This is a genomic window from Paenibacillus sp. FSL E2-0201 (assembly GCF_037963325.1).
Classification (GTDB): domain Bacteria; phylum Bacillota; class Bacilli; order Paenibacillales; family Paenibacillaceae; genus Paenibacillus_AQ.
The window spans coordinates 5,229,560-5,251,498 of the sequence record NZ_CP150154.1; the positions used below are offsets into that span (position 1 = coordinate 5,229,560).

Here is a 21,939-nt window from a genome sequence, read left to right on the forward strand (position 1 = left end):
GGACTTAAACCTAATTATTTTACTTTTATTAAAAATATGTTTTTGATCAATATTCATTCTTTTATTGTACAAAACCGATTTATGTGATAATTTCAAGTTACACATCATTATACTGGGATAAATTCATTACCCTAGGAGGAACTCAAATGAGTAAACAGCTGGATGCCGTCACTTTCGGGGAGCCGATGGCGATGTTTTATGCGAATGAAACAGGCCCCCTGCATGAAGTCTTTTCATTCTCCAAAGCGTTGGCAGGTGCTGAGAGCAATGTAGCTACGGGCTTATCACGCTTAAATCATCCTACAGGTTATGTTACGAAGCTTGGTGAAGATAACTTTGGTCATTTTATTGCTCAAGCTATGAAGAAAGAGAACATTGATACCGACAACATTACTTTTACTAAAGAAAATTCTACGGGTATGTTAATCAAATCAAAGGTCGTTACCGGCGATCCTAAAGTCGAATACTTCCGCAAAAATTCCGCGGCCTCCAAGCTTAGTCTGGTTGATTTTGACGAGGCATACTTTAATGCTGCAGGACATTTACACGTGACAAGCATCTCCGCCGCCTTATCCAAGAGCTGCCATGAATTCGCTGTTCACGCTATGGAATTTATGAAAAGACAAGGCAAGACTGTCTCCCTAGATCCAAACCTGCGCCCTAGCTTATGGCCGGATACGGAAACGATGGTAAACACGATCAATGATCTGGCTACACGCTGTGATTGGTTCCTTCCGGGACTCGGAGAAGGCAAGATTCTTACAGGCCTAAGCACGCCGGAAGAGATTGCAGACTATTATCTGGCGCGTGGGGTCAGCTTAGTCGTCATTAAGCTCGGACCTGAAGGCGCTTTCTATAAATCCGCTGAAGGAGAAGGCTACGTAGATGGATTTAAGGTAGAAGAGGTCGTTGATACCGTTGGTGCAGGTGATGGATTTGCAGTTGGCGTAATCAGTGCAATGCTGGAAAAGTTTCCGATTGCCGAGGCTGTCAAACGTGGCAATGCGATCGGCGCGTTAGCCGTCATGTCGCCTGGCGATATGGATGGGCTTCCGACTCGTGAAGAGCTTGCGAAGTTTATGCAGCAGGAGGATTAAGCACATAGATTTGAGTCAGCTTTCGCAACATAATCTCAGTAAACTTCTGTAATTCTCATAAATAGCTGAATGCAACCAAATCTACACAACATAGCTGTACTCTATACAACTATATCGAGTCAAAATCGTTTCTTCTCGGCTTTAATTGCACTTTATACATTTAACAACCAGGTGAACATCGCTGTCAGCAATTTCCCGCAGAAATAACTGCACAAAATACTATTAAACTCTTAATCCAGGAAGCACAAACTAAAATAGTTGCAGAAAGTACAATTAACCACAAGATGAAACAACAACGTTGCAGCCTTATAGTCTAGCAGCTTGGGAGTTTTATTATTAAAAAAAGCCGTCTCACAGTTGATCTGTGGAATGGCTTTTTTTGTACTTCTATAGCTTGTAGTCAGTTATATGACTTCACAGATTGCCCTTGTTGTAAGGACGGCGGGAATCGATAGGTGATTGGAACGGAAGCGCCCTTGTCCTCAATACAAGAGAGTATAATTTTAGCGGCTTGCATACCCATTTCGTATGCAGGCTGACGAATCGTTGTAATGACCGGATTATAAATTTGCGCGAACTCCGCATCATCTATCCCGATGACAGACAATTGTTCTGGAATAGCGATGGCATTTCGATTCGCATATTTCAAAATCTCTGCTAGCGTGATATCGTTCGTAGCCAATAGCGCTGTCGGAGGGTCCGGCAATGCTAAAAGGCGCTTCAGTCCTGTAGCTAATTCTTCTTTTGGCACACTACAGATATACTCCTCACGCAGAGGTATGCCGGCTTCTTCCATCGCTTTTTTATAACCACTGATCCGCTCTTTACGAGGGGTAATGGCATGTTCACCTAATGGAAGGGAGACTAGAGCAATTCGCTCATGCCCTTGTTGTGTCAGCTGTCCCACACCTATCTTGGCCGCCATTTCATTGTCGAGCAGCAAACTCTGCGTGGTGATTCCATCTACCAGACGATCCATAAACACTAACGGAAAATCCGCCTCGATCAGTCGGCTGTATGCAGATGGATTGTTCCCCGTCGGAAAAATAATCAAACCGTCCACCTGGCGGGCGATTAAAGTTTCTACGTACTTGCTTTCTTTTTCCGCATTCTCATCGGCATTGCAAATGATTACTTGGATTCCGTGTTGTTGCAGCTCGTTCTCGATCGCCCGAATACACTGGATAGACAGCGAATAATCGATATTAGCAACAATGATTCCGACCATATGCGTCCGATTCTGCTTCAGACTGCGTGCAAGTCCATTTGGTTGATAATTGAGCTCCTCGATCACAGCCTCGATCCGATTCTTCGTCGCTTCACTCATATATTTAAAACGTTTATTCAAAAATTGAGAGACCGTACTCTTCGACACTCCCGCTTTTTGAGCCACATCATCAATCGTCAACTTCTTCATCTCTTCGGCTCCACTCTTCTCAAAAGAAAATACTTTATCAAAAAGTATAGCTTTTATTTAGTGAATTATCTACTAGGGAGTCTGACTCATAAATTCCTGATACAGCTCATTTCGTTGCTCTTCTGATAAAAAGGCCCAATCTTCATCTATCCATCCTAGCCCACCTTTCACAATAATATCCGCTTTGCGTAGTACCCCATCCACTTCATAATCCATGGTTAATGTTTCTCCCTTTATCTCTTTAAACCCTTTGGTTGTTGCAGTTGATCGAATGCTTAAGGTCTCTAGATCATAAAGCACTGTTTTGTCTTGGTATGTCTTATCTACCGGGTATTCTAGGTAACTTATTACGAGATATTCATTCTCCTTATCCACAGCGAATAAATACTTGTAGCTTAACAGTGTTTCATCAAAGTTCGTAAGCTCCATCGGTACCACAGTTTCCCCTGCCGCTGCTTTTTTAACATTTAGCGTAGAAATTCTACCATTCTCCGGTTTGTCTGAACCTAAAGTTCGCGTGGAGGAACTCAGCAGGATATAATCTCCCGCTCCATAGAATCCATTCATATATTGATAAGTACTTGCCCCTCCCGCATAAAGAGGAAATGTATAAATCCTAGTAGCCGAAGAAGCCGATAACTCCGTCTGGTCCTTCGAGCTCAGGTAAAGGGTGAACGGTTCTGTAGGATGTGTATACTTTGGCTTCTTGTAGTCAACCATCGGGGGTGGCGGCGACCAGAGAATTCCCGCTGTTGTCTCAACGGCATATGCTTTAGTCTTATCTCTGCTCATTGGCAAAGGCATATAATATTTCTTACCGCTAATCTCAAACTCTGCCGGACTTGTCGGAGGCTCTAACGCTTTGTCATTAGTAGCAGGAGTAGAAGAAGGTAATATCCCTGCAGCTTGTGACTGCACCGATGAAGATTGGACTGGACCATGACTCTTCCATGCTCCTATAGGCAAGTTAAGTGCACCTATCAACAAAATCATAGCCACACTGGTCAGTAGCACACTTTTGTTAATCCGATAACGTCCATGGCTTTTATTTTTTAGCACAGCAGCCTGCTCAATCCGCATCATCAGCTCAGGTGTAAAGCCATCCTCAATAAAAGGTCTTTTGCCTGCTTGCGCATACCAATCATTCTGTCCGATCATCACTGAGTTACTGTCATCAGCTTTGCCTTTCATTCTCTCTCCTCCTTCTGGATGGCTTGCTTAACCTTCTCCCTCGCTCGCGCGAGACGAGATTTCACAGTCCCCTGTGGTACATTCAGTAAATCGGACATTTCACCGATCGATAGTCCATGCTGAATATCCAGTACAAGCACCTCTCTGTTCTTATCTGGTAGGGTCATAATAATTTCCCAGATTCGGTTCGCATACTGTTTGCCGAGCGCTTCTTTTTCTGCAGACAGAGCAGTTATAGTGACAGGTTGATCCCCAAATGGTATAAATCTGCGCCAAAAGCTATTTTTGCTCCAACTAAAGGCTGTATTTCTAGTAATCGTGAGTAGCCAAGTTTTCATCGACGATTGTCCCCGGTACTTCCCCACATTTTTATATGCCTTCAAAAACACTTCTTGGCTAATATCATTCGCTTGCTCACGGCTTCTACTTAAGAAAAAAGCATAGTTCCACACATCTGATCCATACTCCTCCATCATTTCCCGCAAGGTCATTTCGGACGCATACGCTTCTGCATATGGCATATCTTCGCTTAGCATGTTTCGTCTCACCCCTTGCCTAATAAGACTTTTCAAACTTGAAAAAGTTCCCTTTAAAATAAATAATTAGGTTATATATTACTTAACAGCATAATCTCTATATCTGTCTATTAAAAAACACCACCGATGAACGCGTGAACGTCCATCGGTGGTGCTCGTGTGTCGGATTAGAAAGAATCTACACATTAGGGTTTATCCTCTGGAATCGGGATGTATTGCAGGTGTAATGCACATTCGCATATATCTTATATCTTCAGATAAACTTACTTTCCATGTGGTTTAAATTACTGGCATAATGACCAATCCATCTGCTATGTCTCGGATACATCCGTAAATAGCTTTCTATTGTATTTCGTGCAATAGAAGTAGATTTTTCTACTGTAAAAAGAGATTCTGTTGCACTTCATACAACAGATGCTGCTAAATTTCAGAGAAATAGGCGTTTTTCCTCATTTTGAGTGTACGAAGTGCAATAGAATGAAGATTCAGCTACTTCGACGTGCGTTCTATTGCATAAAGTGCAATGAGAGGCGCTTGGTTCGAATCATTCTATTGGACTTTCTTCGATGAGAGAAGCCTTATGTGTTCTCTTGGACTTTCTTCGATAAGGAAGCTTTATGTGTTCTCTTGGACTTTCTTCGATATGGAAGCTTTATGTGTTCTCTTGGACTTCGTTCGATAAGAGAAGCTTTATGTGTTCTCTTGGACTTTCTTCGATAAGGAAGCTTTATGTGTTCTCTTGGACTTTCTTCGATGAGAGAAGCTTTATGTGTTCTCTTGGACTTCGTTCGATATGAGAAGCTTTATGTGTTCTCTTGTAGCATATTCGATGAGAGGTGACTAGTATGTTGTTTTGTACTTTGGCAATAAGAGGAACTTGGGGCGTTCTGTTGCAGTTTGTGCAATCTTGTGCAACGTAATGTGCTTATGTGTTCTGTTGCAGTTATGTAACGGGAGGAGCTAGGCACCCCGACCTCCCCTTCAATACTCTGTCAGTCCAATACTCCATCCCACTTTCCTTCCTATTTCCCTATTTACCTACTCCCCAATATTCTCCTTTACTTTCACACCTTCTCCTACTTTTCCTATCTCTACCTACCTTCTCTATATCCTATCTTTACTTATCTATTCCCACCCCTTCCTCCCCCAACTTATATCGCACAGCAATCCCCTCCGCCCGCACCCGCATCTGTATCTCCCCCTGCTGATCCGTCCGGAATATAGCTGCATGATGATCTTCCAACCGCTCCAATACCTCAGCTTTCGGGTGACCATACAAATTATTAACACCCGCAGAAATTACCGCTGCTTCAGGATTCCAGAACTCCAGCCAAGCTTCAGCGGTGGATGTTTTACTCCCGTGATGAGCTACCTTTAGCACATCAATGACAGGTCCAGTGCTGATGCCCTTTTGCCGGGCTAGCTCTACAATCTCCTCCTCAGCTTCCAGATCCATATCACCGGTGAAGAGAAAGTTCCTTCCATTCATCTCTAAGCGAAAAGCCACTGAATCGTGATTCTGCTCTTCCAGTAGTGGGACTTCATTCAACGGCGGAGTACCCGACGCCTCTCCACTCCTTCCCTCCGGCCATAAAAAAGACAGCTCTGTCGCATCATCCGGGGTAAGGATCATTCCTTGATGCACAGCATACAGCTGAACATTCCGCTCCAGCGCAGTCCTCATCAATTCCATATAAGACTCGCGATCCGTAATCGTCCCATTAAAAAGCAACGCCGAGACCGGAATATCTTCCACAACAGCTTGGAGTCCTCCGGCATGATCCTGATCTCCATGTGTCAAAATAATCGCATCTAAACGGTGGATGCCGCGTTTTTTAAGCAAGGGCACCAGTACTTTAGCTCCTACCTCGAACGGACTTCGGCGAACGCGCCACTCTTCTTTTTGACCAAAGTTTAAAGTTCCTCCACCGTCCACTAAAATATGGGCTCCGCTCGGTGTAGTTATGAGTATACTGTCGCCTTGTCCGATATCCAGATAACTAATCGTACCTTTCCCTGCCTGACTCTCCGACTGATAACCTTTGTACAGCAAGATCCCCAGTCCAAGTACCGACACCAGAACAATCACTCCGCTCCAATGTACGAGCAAAGGCGCTGCAATATTAAGATACTGCGAATTCCCCATTCCCCCGTGTCCACTACGACCACCATAACCACTGCGCCCAGGGCTGTTCAAACCAACCTCCGCTAATGGTCTCGTCTCATCCTCCATATACTGCGGTGCAGCACGAGCTTCCTTTCTTAGCTTGGCAACATACAACAGACAATACAACAAAACATAGTACACCCCGACCCACAGCAATGATGGCGAGCCCCAAATCAGAACTCCACCAGCGAATCCATTGATCCACTCCACAGCGTAAAAAGTAGCGTTATTAAAAAGCTCAGTTATATGTGCCAACATCCCCGCAGCATCTTCCCACAACCGTCCAAGCAATAGCGCAAGCGTCCCTAGTGGCAAAACTACAAAAGTAATAAAAGGCACAAAGACCAAATTGGCGGCAAAGGACAACAGCGAAAACTGATTAAAGTAATAAATCGTAAGCGGAAATGAGACCAGCTGGGCTACAAGAGTCACAGAGACGGCACCTTTAAGCCAGCGTGGCAGTGCACTCAGAAGAGGATTCATAAGCGGAACGTAGACCATCAAGCCTAAGGTTACTAGAAAAGACAGCTGAAAGCTTACACTGAGCAGCATATAAGGATTCCAGATCAACATAACTAATGCCGATGCCGCCAAAATATTCAGACCATCCTTCAGCATCCCAACCCGTGCAGCAAGCAAGGCAATCATACTCATCAACCCCGCTCGCACAATGGACGGACCCGCACCTGACAAGAGGACATAAACAGGAACGAGTATAAAAGTTAGCGTTAGCGCGGTCTCTTTTGTCAGGCGTAAGCGCCTGAACAGAAATAAAAGAACACCTACATACACAGCCACATGCATACCTGAAATGGCGAGAATATGTGTCAACCCGATCTGAGAAAACTGCTTAAAGGTATCCGGATCGAGATCATCCTGCATACCAATGATTAAACCCTTCATATATCCAGAGTGACGCTGCCCAAAAAGTTGATCCAGTTCTGCCCCAAGGACCGTCCGCGCACTATCATTTAAGCGAAAAATCGTTAACGGACTCCATGAATCTGGAACGGTTACCCTCACATTTTCCACTCCCTGACCCTTCAAAAGCCAGTGAATCTTCTTCGTATGTAAATAGGCACGATAATCGAAGCCTCCAAAATTACGCGCTTCTGCCGGCTCTTCCAGCACACCATTAAGCAGCACTTCATCCCCTCTCCGCCATTCCGCAGTGACAGTAATTTCTTGCTCGGTCAGAAGTTTGATCTGCACTGCGATTAACTCCCCCTGTACTCTTTTCTCCTGTTCATCCGCAGGATCAGATGCTTTCTCTTCATCCTCTGCAAGTAGATCCATATGTGAGAGCTTCATCGTAAAATCAACCCGATCCCCGTCCCGTTCCACGACAGAAACGATCGTACCTCTAGCTTCCACAGGACTCCCACTCAGCTCTGCAGTCGACCTATCCAGTAATTCAGGAATTCCGCTAATGTTGCGAGCTTCGTTCCACTCCCAATATCCAGCACCTAATGAAATGGACAAACACAACACGGCTATGTATTGCCAGCTCATTGTTTCCCACATCATCAGGCTCACCAGTAAAAATATTAATCCAGCCCACGAGAGCAGTAGTCCGCTCCCTGTGCATAAGCAAGCCGCTGCGCTTCCAGCCACCCAGCACACTGTAAAGCCTAATAAGGGTCTTTCCTTCATGTCCCTATCCCTCCTTTCTCAAGCAAAAAAAAGAACCTCTGCATACGCCATAAAAGCGCACGAGAGGTTCTTCCTCAAGTCATCTTATTGAATTAATGTTGGACATTACAGCTACTCCGACACTTTGATCATCGTTTCACTAGGCGGTTCATAATTCTCCAATTGGCGGAAGACGATACCCTTGGCAGCCATCATTGCTTCAACCTTTTCCATATCCTTGCGATAAGGACGATAATACACGATTTCCACTATACCACTGTTCGCCAGCATATTAGCGCATGTCCAGCAAGGCTCATCTGTCACATAGACGGTACTGCCTTCCCGATCGATCCTGTCTGTAAATAGCAAAAGATTCTGTTCTGCATGAATCGTGCGAATACAGCGCTGTTTCTTCACCATAGTCTCTACGCCATCCACGATCTCCATCTCATATTGTTCCGAGAGCATACAGCCTGCCTCCGAGCAATCTGGTACGCCCATTGGCGCCCCGTTATAGGCGGTACCAAGCAGCTTTTTTCCTTGTACCAGCACAGCACCTACATGTCTACGATTGCAGCGTGAACGAGTTGAAACCATGCAAGCAATGTCCATGAAATAAGTATCCCAGTCTTTACGATAGGTAGCAGTCATAATCAATCTCCATATCCTTCTAAATAGTTGTTAACTATTGTAACACATCCCCGCAAGTTTTCACTAGGACAACGGTTTTAGTACATTCAACAGCAATTTCAATACCATCTTATCTTCAAAAAACTACTAACGGCTTTAACTTTTCCAGCATTTTGGGTCCGATGCCCTTGACCTTCCCCAAATCAGACAGATTACGAAAAGCCCCTTCACGGTTGCGGTAATCGATCATAGCCTGAGCCTTCTTCTCTCCGATGCCCGGGAGATCCATCAGCTCCCTAGCTCCTGCAGTGTTCACATTTACTTTACCTTCCTGAGAAGCAGCTGGCGTGGGTACATCCAGCGCTCCCGCTGACGCAGCTGCGTTACCCCCTGCTGGTGTTTGGTCTCCTCCCCCTGTTTGCGTTTGGCCCCCAGACTCCATCCTATCCCCCGCGGCATTCTGCCCAGCAGTTGTCGTCCCCTTTTCATCTGCTGGAGTTGAGGCAGCGTGATCCGCTTGTTCACCATCCTTAACCTTCTCAGCGACATCAGACCTATCACTAGCTTCAGCCTTCCCGGCATTTTTCTTTTGATCCTTCGTCTCTTGACTTCCCTCTTTGCCCACTATCGCCGAAGCTTCATCAGGGTCAGCGATTCCAATCGTTTGTTCCATACTCGCATTCAAGGTTTCCCATCCGGCAATGCCGGAATTTCCCTTACTCCCACCAACCCATAGCAATCCACTGCCCACAAGAGCTACAGCCACTCCGAGCACTATTCTTCCTTTGTTCAAAATGCGCTCCTCCTCACGGAAAATCGTCCTATACTTTTTTCTGAATCTTCATACATTCCTTTAATTGGAATTCCCTTTAATAATTCATACAAAACCTGTCATTTGTCCAAGGCTATCTTGCATACATATAACGAAGAGAATTCATGTCAGTTAGTTAAAAAGCAACGCTAGAAAGGAGGAACCACAGGTGAATGTAGGATTTATCGGAACAGGCAGCATGGGCAGCCTGCTGATCGACGCCTTTCTTTCTTCCGGAGCGCTAGAGCCGTGTGATGTGCTTGCCAGCAACCGCAGCCTGAACAAGCTGCTGGAGCTTGAGAAGCGTCACCCCGGCATTTCCATTTGCGGAAGCAATAGGGAGACAGCGTTAGGAAGTGATATCGTTTTTTTATGCGTAAAGCCACTTGAATTTAAAACATTAACAGATGAGATCGGCTCTTGTCTCCGGAGTGAGCAAATCGTCGTATCCATTACAAGTCCAGTTCAATTGCATCATCTGGAATCCGCTTTGCCGTCCAAAATTGCCAAGATCATCCCAAGCATTACGCATTGCGTCAAGAGTGGGACTTCATTGTGCATATTTGGCAGCAGGCTTAATAAAGAAGACAGGCTTGTACTGCTACAGCTATTGTCTTTCATAGGTGTTCCCTTAGAAATCCAAGAAGCACATACCCGAATCGCTTCTGATTTCTCCAGCTGTGGGCCTGCGTTCTTAAGCTATTTCATTGAGCGCTGGATTGAAGCAGCCGTTGAGGCCACCGGAATTGAAGAGACATTAATCAGCCGACTTGCTGGTGAAATGCTGCTTGGAACAGGCAAATTGCTGACAGAAGGAGAGTTCACCCCTCAAGAGCTTCAAGACCGGGTTGCAGTTCGCGGCGGCATTACCGCTGAAGCACTAAATCACTTGCGTACCAGTCTAGAAGGTGTATTTGAACGCCTCATCACGACTACACATGATAAATATGATGAGGATGTCATTAAGCTTGATGAACTATTCGGACATGAAACTATTAATAAAGGTCCTAAAGAGCGTTAGAACAACAAAGCCCGCAGCACGGATTTCTCCGATGCTGCGGGCAAAATTGCGTTCTTCGCTTAACCCACTACAATATTCACAAGCTTGCCAGGAACCGCAATTATCTTGCGTACGGTTTTACCTTCTACAGCAGCACTCACATTCGGGAGTGACAGTGCATGAGCTTGCATTTCTTCCTGACCCATATCCAGCGGGATCAGTGCGCGTTGTACGATTTTACCATTCACCTGAATAACGATTTCAACCTCAGCATCGACTGTCCATGCTTCATCATAAGTTGGCCAAGTTACGTAGCTGATGCTTCCTTCATGTCCAAGCAGTTGCCACAGTTCTTCAGCAATATGCGGCGCCAGTGGCGACAACATTTGTACAAAGTGTTCCGCAGCTTCGTGGGACAACGTTTCTTGCTTGTAGGCATCGTTAATGAAAATCATCAACTGGCTAATCGCCGTATTGAAACGCAGATGCTCGAAATCCTCAGTCACTTTCTTAATCGTTTTGTGCCAAGTACGTTTGAACTCATCCGTACCGCCATCTGCTGTGATTTTGGAATTGAGCTTCCCTTCCTCATTCACGAACAGGCGCCATACACGGGATAAGAACCGGTGAACCCCTTCCACACCTTTTTCATTCCAAGGCTTGGTTGCTTCCAGAGGGCCCATAAACATTTCATAGACACGCAGTGTATCTGCACCGAAAGCTTCAACAATTTCATCAGGGTTGATGACATTTCCGCGTGATTTACTCATTTTTTCATTGTTATTTCCAAGAATCATGCCTTGGTTAACCAGCTTATGGAAAGGCTCTTTCGTTTCCACTACGCCGATATCATAAAGCACCTTGTGCCAGAAACGTGCATAGAGCAAGTGAAGTACGGCATGCTCCGCTCCGCCAATGTACAGATCCACTGGAAGCCATGCTTTTTGCTTCTCAGGGGAGCATAGCTCTTGATCGTTTTTCGGATCAATATAACGCAGGTAATACCAGCAGCTGCCCGCCCATTGCGGCATGGTGTTGGTCTCACGGCGAGCCTTCATACCAGTCTCAGGATCGATCGTTTCCACCCACTCTGTTACATTGGCAAGTGGAGACTCCCCAGTACCCGATGGTTTGATTGCATCTACATCCGGCAGTACCAGCGGCAGTTGATCAACTGGAACAGTCTTCATTGTTCCATCTTCCAGATGCAGAATTGGAATCGGCTCTCCCCAGTAGCGTTGACGACTGAACAGCCAATCACGCAGACGATAGGTTACTTTACCTTTACCTACGCCCTTCTCTTCCAGCCAAGCAATCATCTTCGCAATCGCTTCTTCATTCTTAAGTCCGTTCAAGAATTCAGAATTGACATGCGGTCCATCTCCGGAATAAGCCTCTTCTTCAATATTACCGCCTCGCACGACTTCCACGATATTCAGACCAAATTGTTTAGCAAACTCCCAGTCACGTGTATCATGACCTGGAACCGCCATGATTGCTCCTGTTCCGTATCCGGCAAGTACATAATCTGCAATCCAGATCGGTGCCTTAGCGCCATTCACAGGATTGATTGCATACGCTCCCGTGAATACACCGCTCTTCTCTTTGGCCAAATCTGTACGTTCCAGATCGCTCTTATGAGAAGCTTTCACACGATATTCTGCAATCGCTGTACGTTGTGCTTCTGTTGTAATGGCATCAACCAGTTCATGCTCTGGTGCCAAAACGCAGTAGCTTGCTCCGAACAATGTATCTGGACGTGTTGTAAACACAGTCAGGCTGGCATCGTGACCTTCAATTTCAAAGTTTACTTCTGCGCCTGTGGATTTACCGATCCAGTTGCGCTGCATATCCTTGATACTTTCAGACCAATCCAGCTCTTCCAGATCTTCCAGTAGACGCTCAGCGTATTCAGTAATTCTCAGAATCCATTGACGCATCGGTTTGCGGACAACCGGATGTCCTCCGCGCTCACTTTTCCCATCAATAACTTCTTCGTTTGCAAGTACTGTACCCAGTGCTTCACACCAGTTAACAGGTACTTCTGCTACATAAGCCAAGCCTTTGTTGTACAACTGGATGAAAATCCACTGCGTCCATTTATAGTAGTCTGGATCTGTAGTACTGATCTCGCGATCCCAGTCGTAGGAGAATCCCAGCGATTTGATCTGACGACGGAAATTATCGATGTTCTTATCCGTAAAGTCACGCGGATGCTGACCCGTATCCATCGCATACTGCTCTGCCGGAAGTCCAAAAGCATCCCAGCCCATAGGGTGCAGCACGTTATAACCACGCATCCGTTTATAACGGGATACGATATCCGTTGCTGTGTAGCCTTCTGGATGACCTACGTGCAGCCCTGCACCTGAAGGGTACGGGAACATATCCAGTGCATAGAAATTCGGTTTGGTTGGATCTTCACCTGTCTTGAAACTTTTGTTCTCATCCCAGAACTTTTGCCACTTGGGCTCAATAGCCTGCGCCCGGTAACCGCCGGCAGGTACACTGTTTGTTTGATTGTCGCTCATTGTCTGCTCCTCCTTGGAGTATTACTATAGATTTCTTAACCAAGCATACCCGCCATCGACATCCTTATAAGGACGGTAAGCGTTTATGCGAGAAATATAAGACATGAAGTATTTCGTGAAACCTATACCCTCTTATATTTACAAAAAAACCTCCCATCCCTAGCGTATTATCGCTAGGGACGAGAGGTTATAATTCCCGTGGTACCACCCTAGTTAGCGGCTGAATATACTTTATTCTGCCACTCACTTTGCACCCTTTATCGGGGGTGAGGCGACGGCGGTTCACCTAGGACTTCCGTTAAGTTTAACGAATATCCTGAAACTTGCGCCGTTACTCCGAGGTGAGTTCACTCCGTTCCGTTAACCGGCTCGCACCTTAGTGCCGGCTCTCTGCAATAACGGTATAGAATTAATACTCCTCATCATCGATCAACTATATGTACTGATTGTTCATCAGTAATATTCCCCAACATTATATACAAAACAGTTGACTATAGTCAATGTTTTAACCCTTTTAAACAGGCTTTCGTTTGATTAAATACGTCATAAAGTGTTGAATAACGACTTTTCCAGCCGCGAAGAACGGTACAGCAAGGATAAGTCCGATCATTCCCGCCAATTCACCGCCAACCAGAAGCGCAAAAATAATGAGCAACGGATGCAAGTGCAGCTTCTTCCCCACCACCTGAGGTGAAATAATGTTACTCTCCACAATTTGGCACACTGTGTTAACCACTGCAACCAACAGCACCAAACGAAAAGAAACGGTTGAAGCCATTACAATGGCTGGCGCAGCCCCCAAAAAGGGACCCATATACGGAACAATATTGAACACTGCCACCACACTGGCGAACAGTAAGGCATATGGCATTCCGATGATGGCATAACCAATATAGGCAAGCACACCTATAATAATGCAGACCAGAAACTGTCCACGAATGTAGTTGCCAAGTGCATCATCGATATCTTTTAACAAGGTTACAATAGACTTACGACGTGCGCGAGGCAGACAAGAGACCACCGTCCGTTCAAACACGTCAAAATCCTTCAGAATATAGAACACTAGAAACGGTACGATAAAAGCATTGAACAGCACATTAATCGTTGTCCCTATATTATCGAGAAAATTAGAAATTCCTTCTGCGAGACGACTCTCCAGTTGAAAAAACCAGTTGTTCATCCCCATCTCGACCCCGGGCGGGATTAGTCTAGAATTCATATGTCGCATTAGCCCTTGGGCTTGCAGGGTCATCTCTGGCAAATGTTCATTTAACTCTTCAAGCTGCTCGATAAACATCGGGATAAGGTTAATTGCAATTACCGCGATCGCCGTTAGGAACACTGCATATATAAGTAGAACAGCCACACTACGCGGCATCTTCCGTCCGGCCAGCATACTAACGACGGGATTCAGCACGTAGGAAATAATCATAGCTGCCAGAAATGGAGCGAGGATTGCCTTCAAAAACACAAATATCCCCTGCAGCATTGGACGAAGTAACCAAACAAAATACAAAATGATCAGGGAGAGCAGCACTCCGATCATCCAGCGGAACCACTTACTTTGGGACCATTGCTCCATGAGTGTACCCTCCTGCGGCTATAGCCTGGACTAGCTTCGTAAATAAGTATATGTATGGCCGCAGCAAAATAACCATCAAGCACACAAAATAACCCCACAAAGTGAGGTGCTTGTCCCAAAAAAAGCGCCAATAACCCTGCAGCTGATTTCAGCTGAAAGGAAATTGACGCTTAAGTACATAGATCATTCTCGCTTACAAAGCAAGATTCATCGTTATGACGACGCATGAATTTGTGGGAAATCCTGAGTCATATCATCCCCGGAGAACAGATCGTCCAGCGAGCTGAGTGTACCGTCTTCTTCAACCTGATACACCGACATTTTCTCACCGTTTACCGTTAATTCAATGAAACAGCCCCAGCAATAGAACTGGTGGGAACCAATTTTTCCGATATCTTTAGAGTTGCAGTTTGGACACTTCATATAATACATTCCACCTATCCGTTAACAATATTAATGGCTTTTTGTAGCCGTTCTTCGCTCATCGCAGGAACCATTAAAGCATTCTCACCAATGGACATCTCATCAGAACAAGGCAGCCATTTGCGGCCTTCGATCAAATCAGTCACAAGCCCGTCACTGATTTCCAGCGCTCCTATTGTGTTTCCCAACTTTTGGTCAAAATAAACATCCGATATTCGTCCAAGTATAGTTCCCGTTGTAGTCAGTACTTTTAAATCCTTAAGTTTGTTCTTTCCAAGTAGAAATGTACAAGGTATATGATCGGCATCTGTCTTATCAATCGACTCTTTACTACGAATCATGACAGCATCCTCGCCGTAGGCCACAATATCTTTCCATGCCACAAATTTCACATGGCCGCCAAAAAAAGATTTGCTTTCCAGTTCAATACCCGTAATATTCCAGTTTGAATCGAGCAGAATATCGACAATCTTGCCGATTTCATTACCCTCTTCAACTTCATATACAGCCAAGCCGATCAGATCTTGAAGTCTCATGGCTGCCTCGTTCCCCTCACTTTGAGTGTACTTACGAGTTCTCAGAAAGCCAAAAGCCCGAATCGCCCCGATACAGATCGAAACCTAAAAGTAACTAGTCTCATTTACGTAGGCGTTTCAAAATGGTTTCAACTTTTTGAGCAACGTACTCGATTTCTTCAGTAGTATTACCCAAACCGATACTAAATCGAATCGCGGACTCTAAAATATTTTGGGGAAGTCCCATTGCTTTCAGAACATGAGATATTTCCAGTGATCCTGACGTGCAAGCCGAACCGCTCGCTGCTGCAATCCCCTCCATATCCAGGTTCATCAGCATAACATCTGTCCCAGCCCCTGGGAAGCTCAAGTTCAGTATACTAGGTAAAAAATGCTCAGAATTACCGTTAAGCGAGTAACTCTCCCGTCCAATCAGAGTATCCAGTGTCTCAAGTAGTGTATTGCGCAGGCGCTTCATATTTTGTTGACGTTCTGAGAGACCCGTAACCGCTATTTCAACGGCTTTGGCGAATCCAGCGGCTCCTGCTAGATTTTCCGTTCCGGCGCGTCTGCCACGCTCCTGAAGGCCTCCATGAAGTCTAGGATGTAGTGGTGCTCCGCTTCGAACGTAAAGACCCCCTATCCCTTGTGGCCCATTGATTTTGTGAGCTGTGAAGCTCATGTAATCTACGGGAAGTTCTCGGAGTTTAATTGGCAGTGCACCTAGAGCTTGTACAGCATCAACATGGAACAGAATGCCTCGTTCTCTAGCGAGCTGACCAATCTCTTGAATCGGTTGAACGGTGCCTACTTCATTATTGGCATACATTACGCTGATCAGCACCGTGTCTTCCTGCAATGCTGCCTCTATGTCTGCTACGGATACCCTGCCCGACGAATCCACAGGAAGATAGGTTACTTTGAAACCTTCCTTCTCTAGCTCTTCGCAGGTATGTAACACTGCATGATGTTCGATCTGGGTGGTGATAATATGTTTTCCTTTATGGGAAACTGCCGCTGCTGCTCCATAGAGCGCTAAATTGTCACTCTCTGTGCCGCCTCCAGTGAACACCCACTCTTCAGATGAACAGCCCAAAAAGGCGGCGATCGAATCGCGCGCCCCATTCAATATTCTTTTAGCTGAACGTCCGAACTGATGTACACTAGACGCATTTCCGTATTGTTCTGTCATTATATTCAACATGACCTTAGCCACCTCGGGATGAACCGGGGTTGATGCGGCGTGGTCCAAATAGATGGATTTCATAATCATTTCTCCGCTTCTAGAGTATAGGAAACTAGTTAATCTAAAATATAGGAAGGTATATATTTCTCGCTTAAACGCTAACCGTCCTAAGAAGGACGCCGAAGGCGTTTATACTTGGAACTATTAAATTATACCGCGCGAGAAGTGAGTTTTCCACAAGCGAAAGAACACAATATTGTAATCATTTCCCTATGAAAGCTAGGATTATAATAACCAGTTCTCTTCAGAGGTTACCTCAATGCCATTTTTCCTAAGTAAAGCTGTAGTAACGCCATTTCCTGCAATTTTCTTCCCCTTGAATTCCCCGTTATAAATCATGGCGCTGCCGCAAGAAGGACTGTTTTCTTTGAGCACTACCATCGTAGCTGAGACCTCTTGAGCTTTTGCAAGCGTAATATAAGCACCCTTTAAATACATATCTGTAACATCTGTTCCTGAACGATCCACTACTTTAGCCGTCCCTGCCAGCACATCCTCGCCATTTCCACCAATGATTTCGGATGGCTCCCTAGGCGTAGAGAATCCTCCTAGTAACTCCGGACACACCGCAATGGCTTTATCCTCATTCAAAAGTTTCTGGATCATCTCGTCCAAACAATCCGTTCCATTATATCTTACCTTCATACCAGCTAGACAAGAGCTTACCAGAATCACCAATGAGCACATCTTTCTTCATTCATTCCGCATCGTTTATAATAAGAAATATTTCGAGCATAACATGCTGAATTTGAGCTGTAAACTGAGCGAACTTCTAATCTACTGAAAGGGGAGTGTAAATCATGTGCGGACGTTACACAATAACCGTTACCATGGAAGAACTGATGGTCAGATATTTTGCGAATGATTCAACCATTATCCACTATGCCCCTAAATATAACGCTGCGCCAATGCAGCAAATTCCGGCAGTCATTAATACAGGCTCCAGCAATAAGTTAGGGGAGCTACGCTGGGGCCTGGTTCCTTCATGGGCCAAGGATGACAAAATCGGCAGTAAAATGATCAATGCCCGGGCAGAATCACTGCTCGAGAAGCCTTCTTTCAAGCGCTTAGTAAGCTCACGCCGCTGCATCATCCCGTCTGACGGCTTCTACGAATGGAAGGTGCAAGGCAGCAGTAAACAACCCATGCGGATCGTGATGCGTGATGGGGGTATTTTCTCCATGGCCGGATTGTATGATATTTGGATGGACCCGGAAGGGAATAAACTAAGTACCTGTACGATTATAACGACTACACCGAACGATCTAATGGCTGAAATCCACAACCGCATGCCGGTTATTTTGAAGCCTGAGGATGAGACAGAATGGCTGGATCGGGGCAATCAGGACACAACCTCTCTAATAAAGCTCCTGAAGCCTTATGATCAAAACCAAATGAGAGCCTACCCAGTTTCCACAGCTGTGGGAAATGTTCGGAATGATACAAAAGAATTAATTAAAGAGGCATAGAAAGGAGGGAGGCTTATCTATAAAGCACACTTAAAAAAGTGGATCGTAGCGATATTAGTGTTTCTGAGTTTATTCAAAAATATATTTTTTATATTAAAGGATGTCATCTTCTCTTATGTCACTCTACCTGATCCTTATAACAATATTATTCAGATGATAGGTATGGCTCTGACCCTCTTATTAGCACTGGTTCTGACCTCACTTTTAATCCATGAAAAACCGTCTTAACTCTGCGGGTTAACCGCAAAGTTAAGACCATCGACGCTCGATCTTTGACCGGCGTCTCATCAATTGATGAGACATCTTTAGAAATCTATCGGCGTACAGCTCGGAAGAAAGGTTTTTTCGGATATGCCATTCTCCATTCATCCTAATGCTGGTCCGAAGCGCTGGATCATGCATTAAGGATAGCGCCGCATTCACAGCTTCATCCAGTTGCCCTCTCGTATATATTTTTCCAGTGTGATTATTAATAACAAGTCTCCGAATGCCATCTGAATCCGTAGTAAGGACAGGACAACGACACAACATTGCCTCAGCCACCGCATACCCAAATCCCTCAAGAATAGAGGTGGAGCAGAGCAGACCTCCCGAATCACCAATAATGCTCATATAATCTGCCATTAGCTCATGAGGGACATTGGAATGCGAGATCAAACGTGAAGAAATTCCGGTTTCCGCTACAAATTGTTCAAAGCTCTCTTTTTGCTCCGGATCAAACAACGTATCGTCCTGAAAAATCCATAAATAAAGCTCGGGATGGATCGCCAGCAGCCTCTGTCCAATTTGAAGAAATTCTCTCCAGTTCTTGTTCGTTTGAATTCGTCCCACCCAGCCGAGGATGGGAAAGCTTTTCGCTGGATAATTGGTATATCCAAATTCTTCGCAATCGATCGGATTATCAAAGCAATACTGCGGAATAGAGGGAAATCCACTTTTGAAAATCGTCTGCAAATGGGAGGTCTCTGGATAGAGCAGTGCATCGGTTAGCTTGTGAATCCGTTCATTAAAATTACTAATAACCTGCTCCGCTTCATCTAAAGTTCCTAACCCTTGCACCTCAAAAACAAGCGGTCCCTTGTAACCAAACCCTCTAAACCTCTCTGCTAAGTAAATATCCGTACACACTACAATCAAATCAAAAGCTTCCCGAGTGAGCAATTCCCTGATCTCGTCATCACTATTCATAATATTGGTTTGAATGTTCGGGATATTTTGCTGTCCTTTTCCAGGGTGCGTGTACAGCAAATGGCACTCTACACCGCGATCACGCAACGCTTGGCAGCGCACTCGATTCAGGGTTTGCATACCTCCACTCGGGTTGTAAAAGGTGAACAAAACTTTCATTACGATCACTCATTCGCATATTATTTTTAGGAAAAGTAAATCTTCAACAAATCATACAAATCTGCGCTTTGAAACAGCTCGTTATAGTAGTGAGTTTTGGTCGATAGGTCATGTCTGTTCCGAAATCCAATCAGGCTGTGATCATCCGTATAATAATTGGAGATCGTGTCCCCACCGGTAGTAATCAAAGCCTCCAGCATGTATTCAATATCAAGTGCTCCTATGAAAATTTTAGGACCTAAAACTATCGTGTAGGGAGTGGACATGTGCTCTAGTGCTCCACAAATCGCGTGCGACTCCACAACTTCTGGCATCCAAACGAACTCGGTTGCAGGATGAGGGATTGAACCCAGAAGAACAGATGGTTGACGCGTAGGCGATAAATCCAGCACCCGACACTCATAATTGCTGTACGTCTGTTCATACAGATTCTCTATCCTCGCTATTTCCTCCGCACCAGCATTTACCACAGGAAATAACACGGTAATCATAGGAGGAATCCCTCTGCGGAAACGCGCCTGATGGCGAGTTAAATGATACGTATATCTCCATCTGCGATGATTTTCAATGGAATGTAACTGTGCGGATACACTAAAGGTTGAATCCACACGATAATTTACAAGCTCTACGGGTATAAAGCGAATATCACAATGTTCAGCCAGTCTCAGCCAGTAATCATAATCCTCCACAGGCTCCATTCCGTACCCTCCAACAAGCTTCGCAACCTGCGATTTGTACATGAAAGAAACGCCAATTAGCGAATAATCCAGCAATCTCTCTTTGGGCTGTGACTGATAATTTCGCTGAGTAGCCAGTTGGTGTTCGTTATGAAGTTGGTTTCCCTCGTTATCTATACTTTGAAAAGAACTGTACACGATCCCTAGCGCCTGCGGCCCCTTCACTAGTGCACCTCGTAGGATCTCGAGGAAGCGGGGTTCATAAACATTATCGCTGGAGACCCAGCTCAGATACTGAATATTGGGTTCGTTAAACAAAAGATCAAAGCCCGTATTCAGCGCATGTGCGATCCCCCTATTCGGCACATAAGAGATAATAGCTACCCTTGGATCCTCCGCTATGATGGACTGCACAAGCGGTTCCATTTCCGGCGCTCCATCAATCACAATGATCAGTCGGAATTCGGTGAAGGTTTGGCGCAGAACAGACTCCAGAGCTTGCCGGAGAAATTCCGGCTTTTGGGTATACAAAGGCATAACTACCCCTACATCCACCATGATTTTTACCTCTCTCTACATTGGAGTATAAGATTAGTATATTTAAATTCCACATTAGTGCCTGTGTGAATGCCTTTATGAGATTTATTACGCCTAAAAAAAAAAGCAACCACCCTGTTTGTATCGGTGATTGCTTCTTGATCTCCCCCCAAAAAAACTTGTTATACAGGTATAGAAAGTGCCGAAATCTCCGTTAATTCAGATTGAAGCACTCTCTGATCGGTAACAAGATTTCCAAACTCGTCCAATCCGTACGTGGAACATACTACATTTGCTAATGGAAAAGAGGTACTTATCTGAACCTCGTAAGCGACATTCCCAGCAATGAAGAACTCTCGGATATCAGAACTCATCGCTGGAACATAATAACCTGTGACATAAAGCGGAGTAAGTGCAAGCGTTGAATACGGAACGCCGAAGATTTCGACGATCACCATTGCGTTTGCATTACTAGTATTACGAACACTAACAGCTACATTACTCGCCGCTGTTCCAGTTGCTCTTGTGTTGGTAATAAGACCGGTAGTAAAAGGCATTTCCATCACTCCTTCCCTCATTTTCTATCAATTTATTCAGGAATAGTTTGTAAGTTGCGAGACAAGAGGAAGGGGAGATTCATGGAATAATAGTATACCTCTCATATTTCCAATTTCCGCAATTTTTCTGATGCCCTTGTCCAAGCACAATGCACCTCAATTCATATATATATAGCAAACTAATATAAGAGGGTGAAGCTCATGGCAAGCACAACAGGTATAATTACGAACGCAGGTACTATCCCAGCAACCAACGTGATCATCAACATCGACAATGACAACCTTAGTTTTTCTTCTAACGTGGTCTATCACATTTACGTATGGAATACTCTTGTTAGTAAGGCTTTAGTCTACTCCAGCTCATTGAATATTAATGCTAACACCAGCCAGTTTCTCGGTTTTAATATCGCAGGCAATTCAGCATATGAAGTACAATTTCTCGTAACTGGAAACGCACCGGCAGACACGATTATTACAGTATTCGGAACGGATTCGTCAGGAAACGTCATCCCTCATCAAAGAGTGCTGCAATCCGAACTTACTTTCATAGCTCAGCTGAACCCGTAAGTGCCGA

At 44.9% G+C, this 21,939-nt stretch carries 19 protein-coding genes; 4 read left to right on the forward strand and 15 right to left on the reverse strand.

Annotation, left to right across the window (positions count from 1 at the left end):
• Nucleotides 1–146: 146 nt before the first annotated feature.
• Nucleotides 147–1,097 carry a sugar kinase gene (locus NSU15_RS23635; protein ID WP_339287740.1) on the forward strand — a complete coding sequence of 317 codons (951 nt, stop codon included), beginning with the start codon at nucleotides 147–149 and terminating at the stop codon, nucleotides 1,095–1,097.
• Between the two features lie 400 nt (nucleotides 1,098–1,497).
• Here the strand turns inward: NSU15_RS23635 and NSU15_RS23640 are convergent, their stop codons facing one another.
• The 6 genes from NSU15_RS23640 to NSU15_RS23665 all read right to left on the reverse strand — a co-directional run bounded on the left by NSU15_RS23640 (nucleotide 1,498) and on the right by NSU15_RS23665 (nucleotide 9,463).
• Nucleotides 1,498–2,514, reverse strand: a complete 1,017-nt coding sequence (locus tag NSU15_RS23640; protein ID WP_339287741.1) for a LacI family DNA-binding transcriptional regulator — start codon at nucleotides 2,512–2,514, stop codon at nucleotides 1,498–1,500.
• A 72-nt stretch (nucleotides 2,515–2,586) separates the two neighbouring features.
• Nucleotides 2,587–3,705 carry a hypothetical protein gene (locus tag NSU15_RS23645; protein WP_339287742.1) on the reverse strand — a complete coding sequence of 373 codons (1,119 nt, stop codon included), beginning with the start codon at nucleotides 3,703–3,705 and terminating at the stop codon, nucleotides 2,587–2,589.
• Nucleotides 3,702–4,241, reverse strand: a complete 540-nt coding sequence (locus NSU15_RS23650) for an RNA polymerase sigma factor (RefSeq protein WP_052414701.1) — start codon at nucleotides 4,239–4,241, stop codon at nucleotides 3,702–3,704. Before NSU15_RS23650 ends, NSU15_RS23645 begins: the two co-directional genes overlap by 4 nt.
• Nucleotides 4,242–5,358: 1,117 nt before the next feature.
• The gene (locus NSU15_RS23655) at nucleotides 5,359–8,061 is read right to left on the reverse strand and encodes a ComEC/Rec2 family competence protein (protein WP_339287743.1); all 2,703 of its coding nucleotides are present in this window, start codon (nucleotides 8,059–8,061) and stop codon (nucleotides 5,359–5,361) included.
• 111 nt (nucleotides 8,062–8,172) lie between these two features.
• Nucleotides 8,173–8,691 (reverse strand): dCMP deaminase family protein, encoded by a 519-nt coding sequence (locus NSU15_RS23660; RefSeq protein WP_339287744.1) that lies wholly within the window; start codon nucleotides 8,689–8,691, stop codon nucleotides 8,173–8,175.
• A 115-nt stretch (nucleotides 8,692–8,806) separates the two neighbouring features.
• Nucleotides 8,807–9,463, reverse strand: coding sequence for a ComEA family DNA-binding protein (locus NSU15_RS23665; RefSeq protein WP_076117377.1), 657 nt, complete (start codon nucleotides 9,461–9,463; stop codon nucleotides 8,807–8,809).
• A 187-nt stretch (nucleotides 9,464–9,650) separates the two neighbouring features.
• Between NSU15_RS23665 and comER the strand changes: the two genes are divergently transcribed.
• Nucleotides 9,651–10,502, forward strand: a complete 852-nt coding sequence (gene comER, locus NSU15_RS23670; protein ID WP_339287745.1) for a late competence protein ComER — start codon at nucleotides 9,651–9,653, stop codon at nucleotides 10,500–10,502.
• Nucleotides 10,503–10,561: 59 nt separating this feature from the next.
• Here comER and leuS read toward each other — a convergent pair whose 3' ends face one another.
• The 6 genes from leuS to NSU15_RS23700 form a co-directional block, all read right to left on the reverse strand.
• Nucleotides 10,562–13,012, reverse strand: coding sequence for a leucine--tRNA ligase (leuS, locus tag NSU15_RS23675; RefSeq protein ID WP_339287747.1), 2,451 nt, complete (start codon nucleotides 13,010–13,012; stop codon nucleotides 10,562–10,564).
• Nucleotides 13,013–13,526: 514 nt separating this feature from the next.
• Nucleotides 13,527–14,594: an AI-2E family transporter gene (locus NSU15_RS23680; protein ID WP_042130433.1), complete on the reverse strand. Its 1,068-nt coding sequence runs from the start codon at nucleotides 14,592–14,594 to the stop codon at nucleotides 13,527–13,529.
• A gap of 213 nt (nucleotides 14,595–14,807) precedes the next feature.
• Nucleotides 14,808–15,017 carry a hypothetical protein gene (locus NSU15_RS23685; protein ID WP_036677557.1) on the reverse strand — a complete coding sequence of 70 codons (210 nt, stop codon included), beginning with the start codon at nucleotides 15,015–15,017 and terminating at the stop codon, nucleotides 14,808–14,810.
• 14 nt (nucleotides 15,018–15,031) lie between these two features.
• Nucleotides 15,032–15,553, reverse strand: a complete 522-nt coding sequence (locus tag NSU15_RS23690) for a PRC-barrel domain-containing protein (RefSeq protein WP_042130435.1) — start codon at nucleotides 15,551–15,553, stop codon at nucleotides 15,032–15,034.
• 100 nt (nucleotides 15,554–15,653) lie between these two features.
• The gene (locus tag NSU15_RS23695) at nucleotides 15,654–16,799 is read right to left on the reverse strand and encodes a cysteine desulfurase family protein (protein WP_076117382.1); all 1,146 of its coding nucleotides are present in this window, start codon (nucleotides 16,797–16,799) and stop codon (nucleotides 15,654–15,656) included.
• Nucleotides 16,800–17,003: 204 nt separating this feature from the next.
• Nucleotides 17,004–17,453, reverse strand: coding sequence for a DUF523 domain-containing protein (locus tag NSU15_RS23700; RefSeq protein WP_339287749.1), 450 nt, complete (start codon nucleotides 17,451–17,453; stop codon nucleotides 17,004–17,006).
• A gap of 125 nt (nucleotides 17,454–17,578) precedes the next feature.
• On the opposite strand from NSU15_RS23700, the gene NSU15_RS23705 reads away from it, so the two are divergent.
• Nucleotides 17,579–18,247, forward strand: coding sequence for an SOS response-associated peptidase (locus NSU15_RS23705; RefSeq protein WP_339287750.1), 669 nt, complete (start codon nucleotides 17,579–17,581; stop codon nucleotides 18,245–18,247).
• 249 nt (nucleotides 18,248–18,496) lie between these two features.
• Here NSU15_RS23705 and NSU15_RS23710 read toward each other — a convergent pair whose 3' ends face one another.
• The 3 genes from NSU15_RS23710 to NSU15_RS23720 all read right to left on the reverse strand — a co-directional run bounded on the left by NSU15_RS23710 (nucleotide 18,497) and on the right by NSU15_RS23720 (nucleotide 21,365).
• The gene (locus tag NSU15_RS23710) at nucleotides 18,497–19,594 is read right to left on the reverse strand and encodes a glycosyltransferase family 4 protein (RefSeq protein ID WP_339287752.1); all 1,098 of its coding nucleotides are present in this window, start codon (nucleotides 19,592–19,594) and stop codon (nucleotides 18,497–18,499) included.
• 26 nt (nucleotides 19,595–19,620) lie between these two features.
• Nucleotides 19,621–20,829, reverse strand: a complete 1,209-nt coding sequence (locus tag NSU15_RS23715; RefSeq protein WP_339287754.1) for a glycosyltransferase — start codon at nucleotides 20,827–20,829, stop codon at nucleotides 19,621–19,623.
• A 161-nt stretch (nucleotides 20,830–20,990) separates the two neighbouring features.
• Nucleotides 20,991–21,365 carry a hypothetical protein gene (locus NSU15_RS23720; protein WP_042130445.1) on the reverse strand — a complete coding sequence of 125 codons (375 nt, stop codon included), beginning with the start codon at nucleotides 21,363–21,365 and terminating at the stop codon, nucleotides 20,991–20,993.
• A 201-nt stretch (nucleotides 21,366–21,566) separates the two neighbouring features.
• Here NSU15_RS23720 and NSU15_RS23725 point away from each other — a divergent pair, with 201 nt between their 5' ends.
• Nucleotides 21,567–21,932: a hypothetical protein gene (locus tag NSU15_RS23725; protein WP_339287755.1), complete on the forward strand. Its 366-nt coding sequence runs from the start codon at nucleotides 21,567–21,569 to the stop codon at nucleotides 21,930–21,932.
• Nucleotides 21,933–21,939 lie beyond the last annotated feature (7 nt).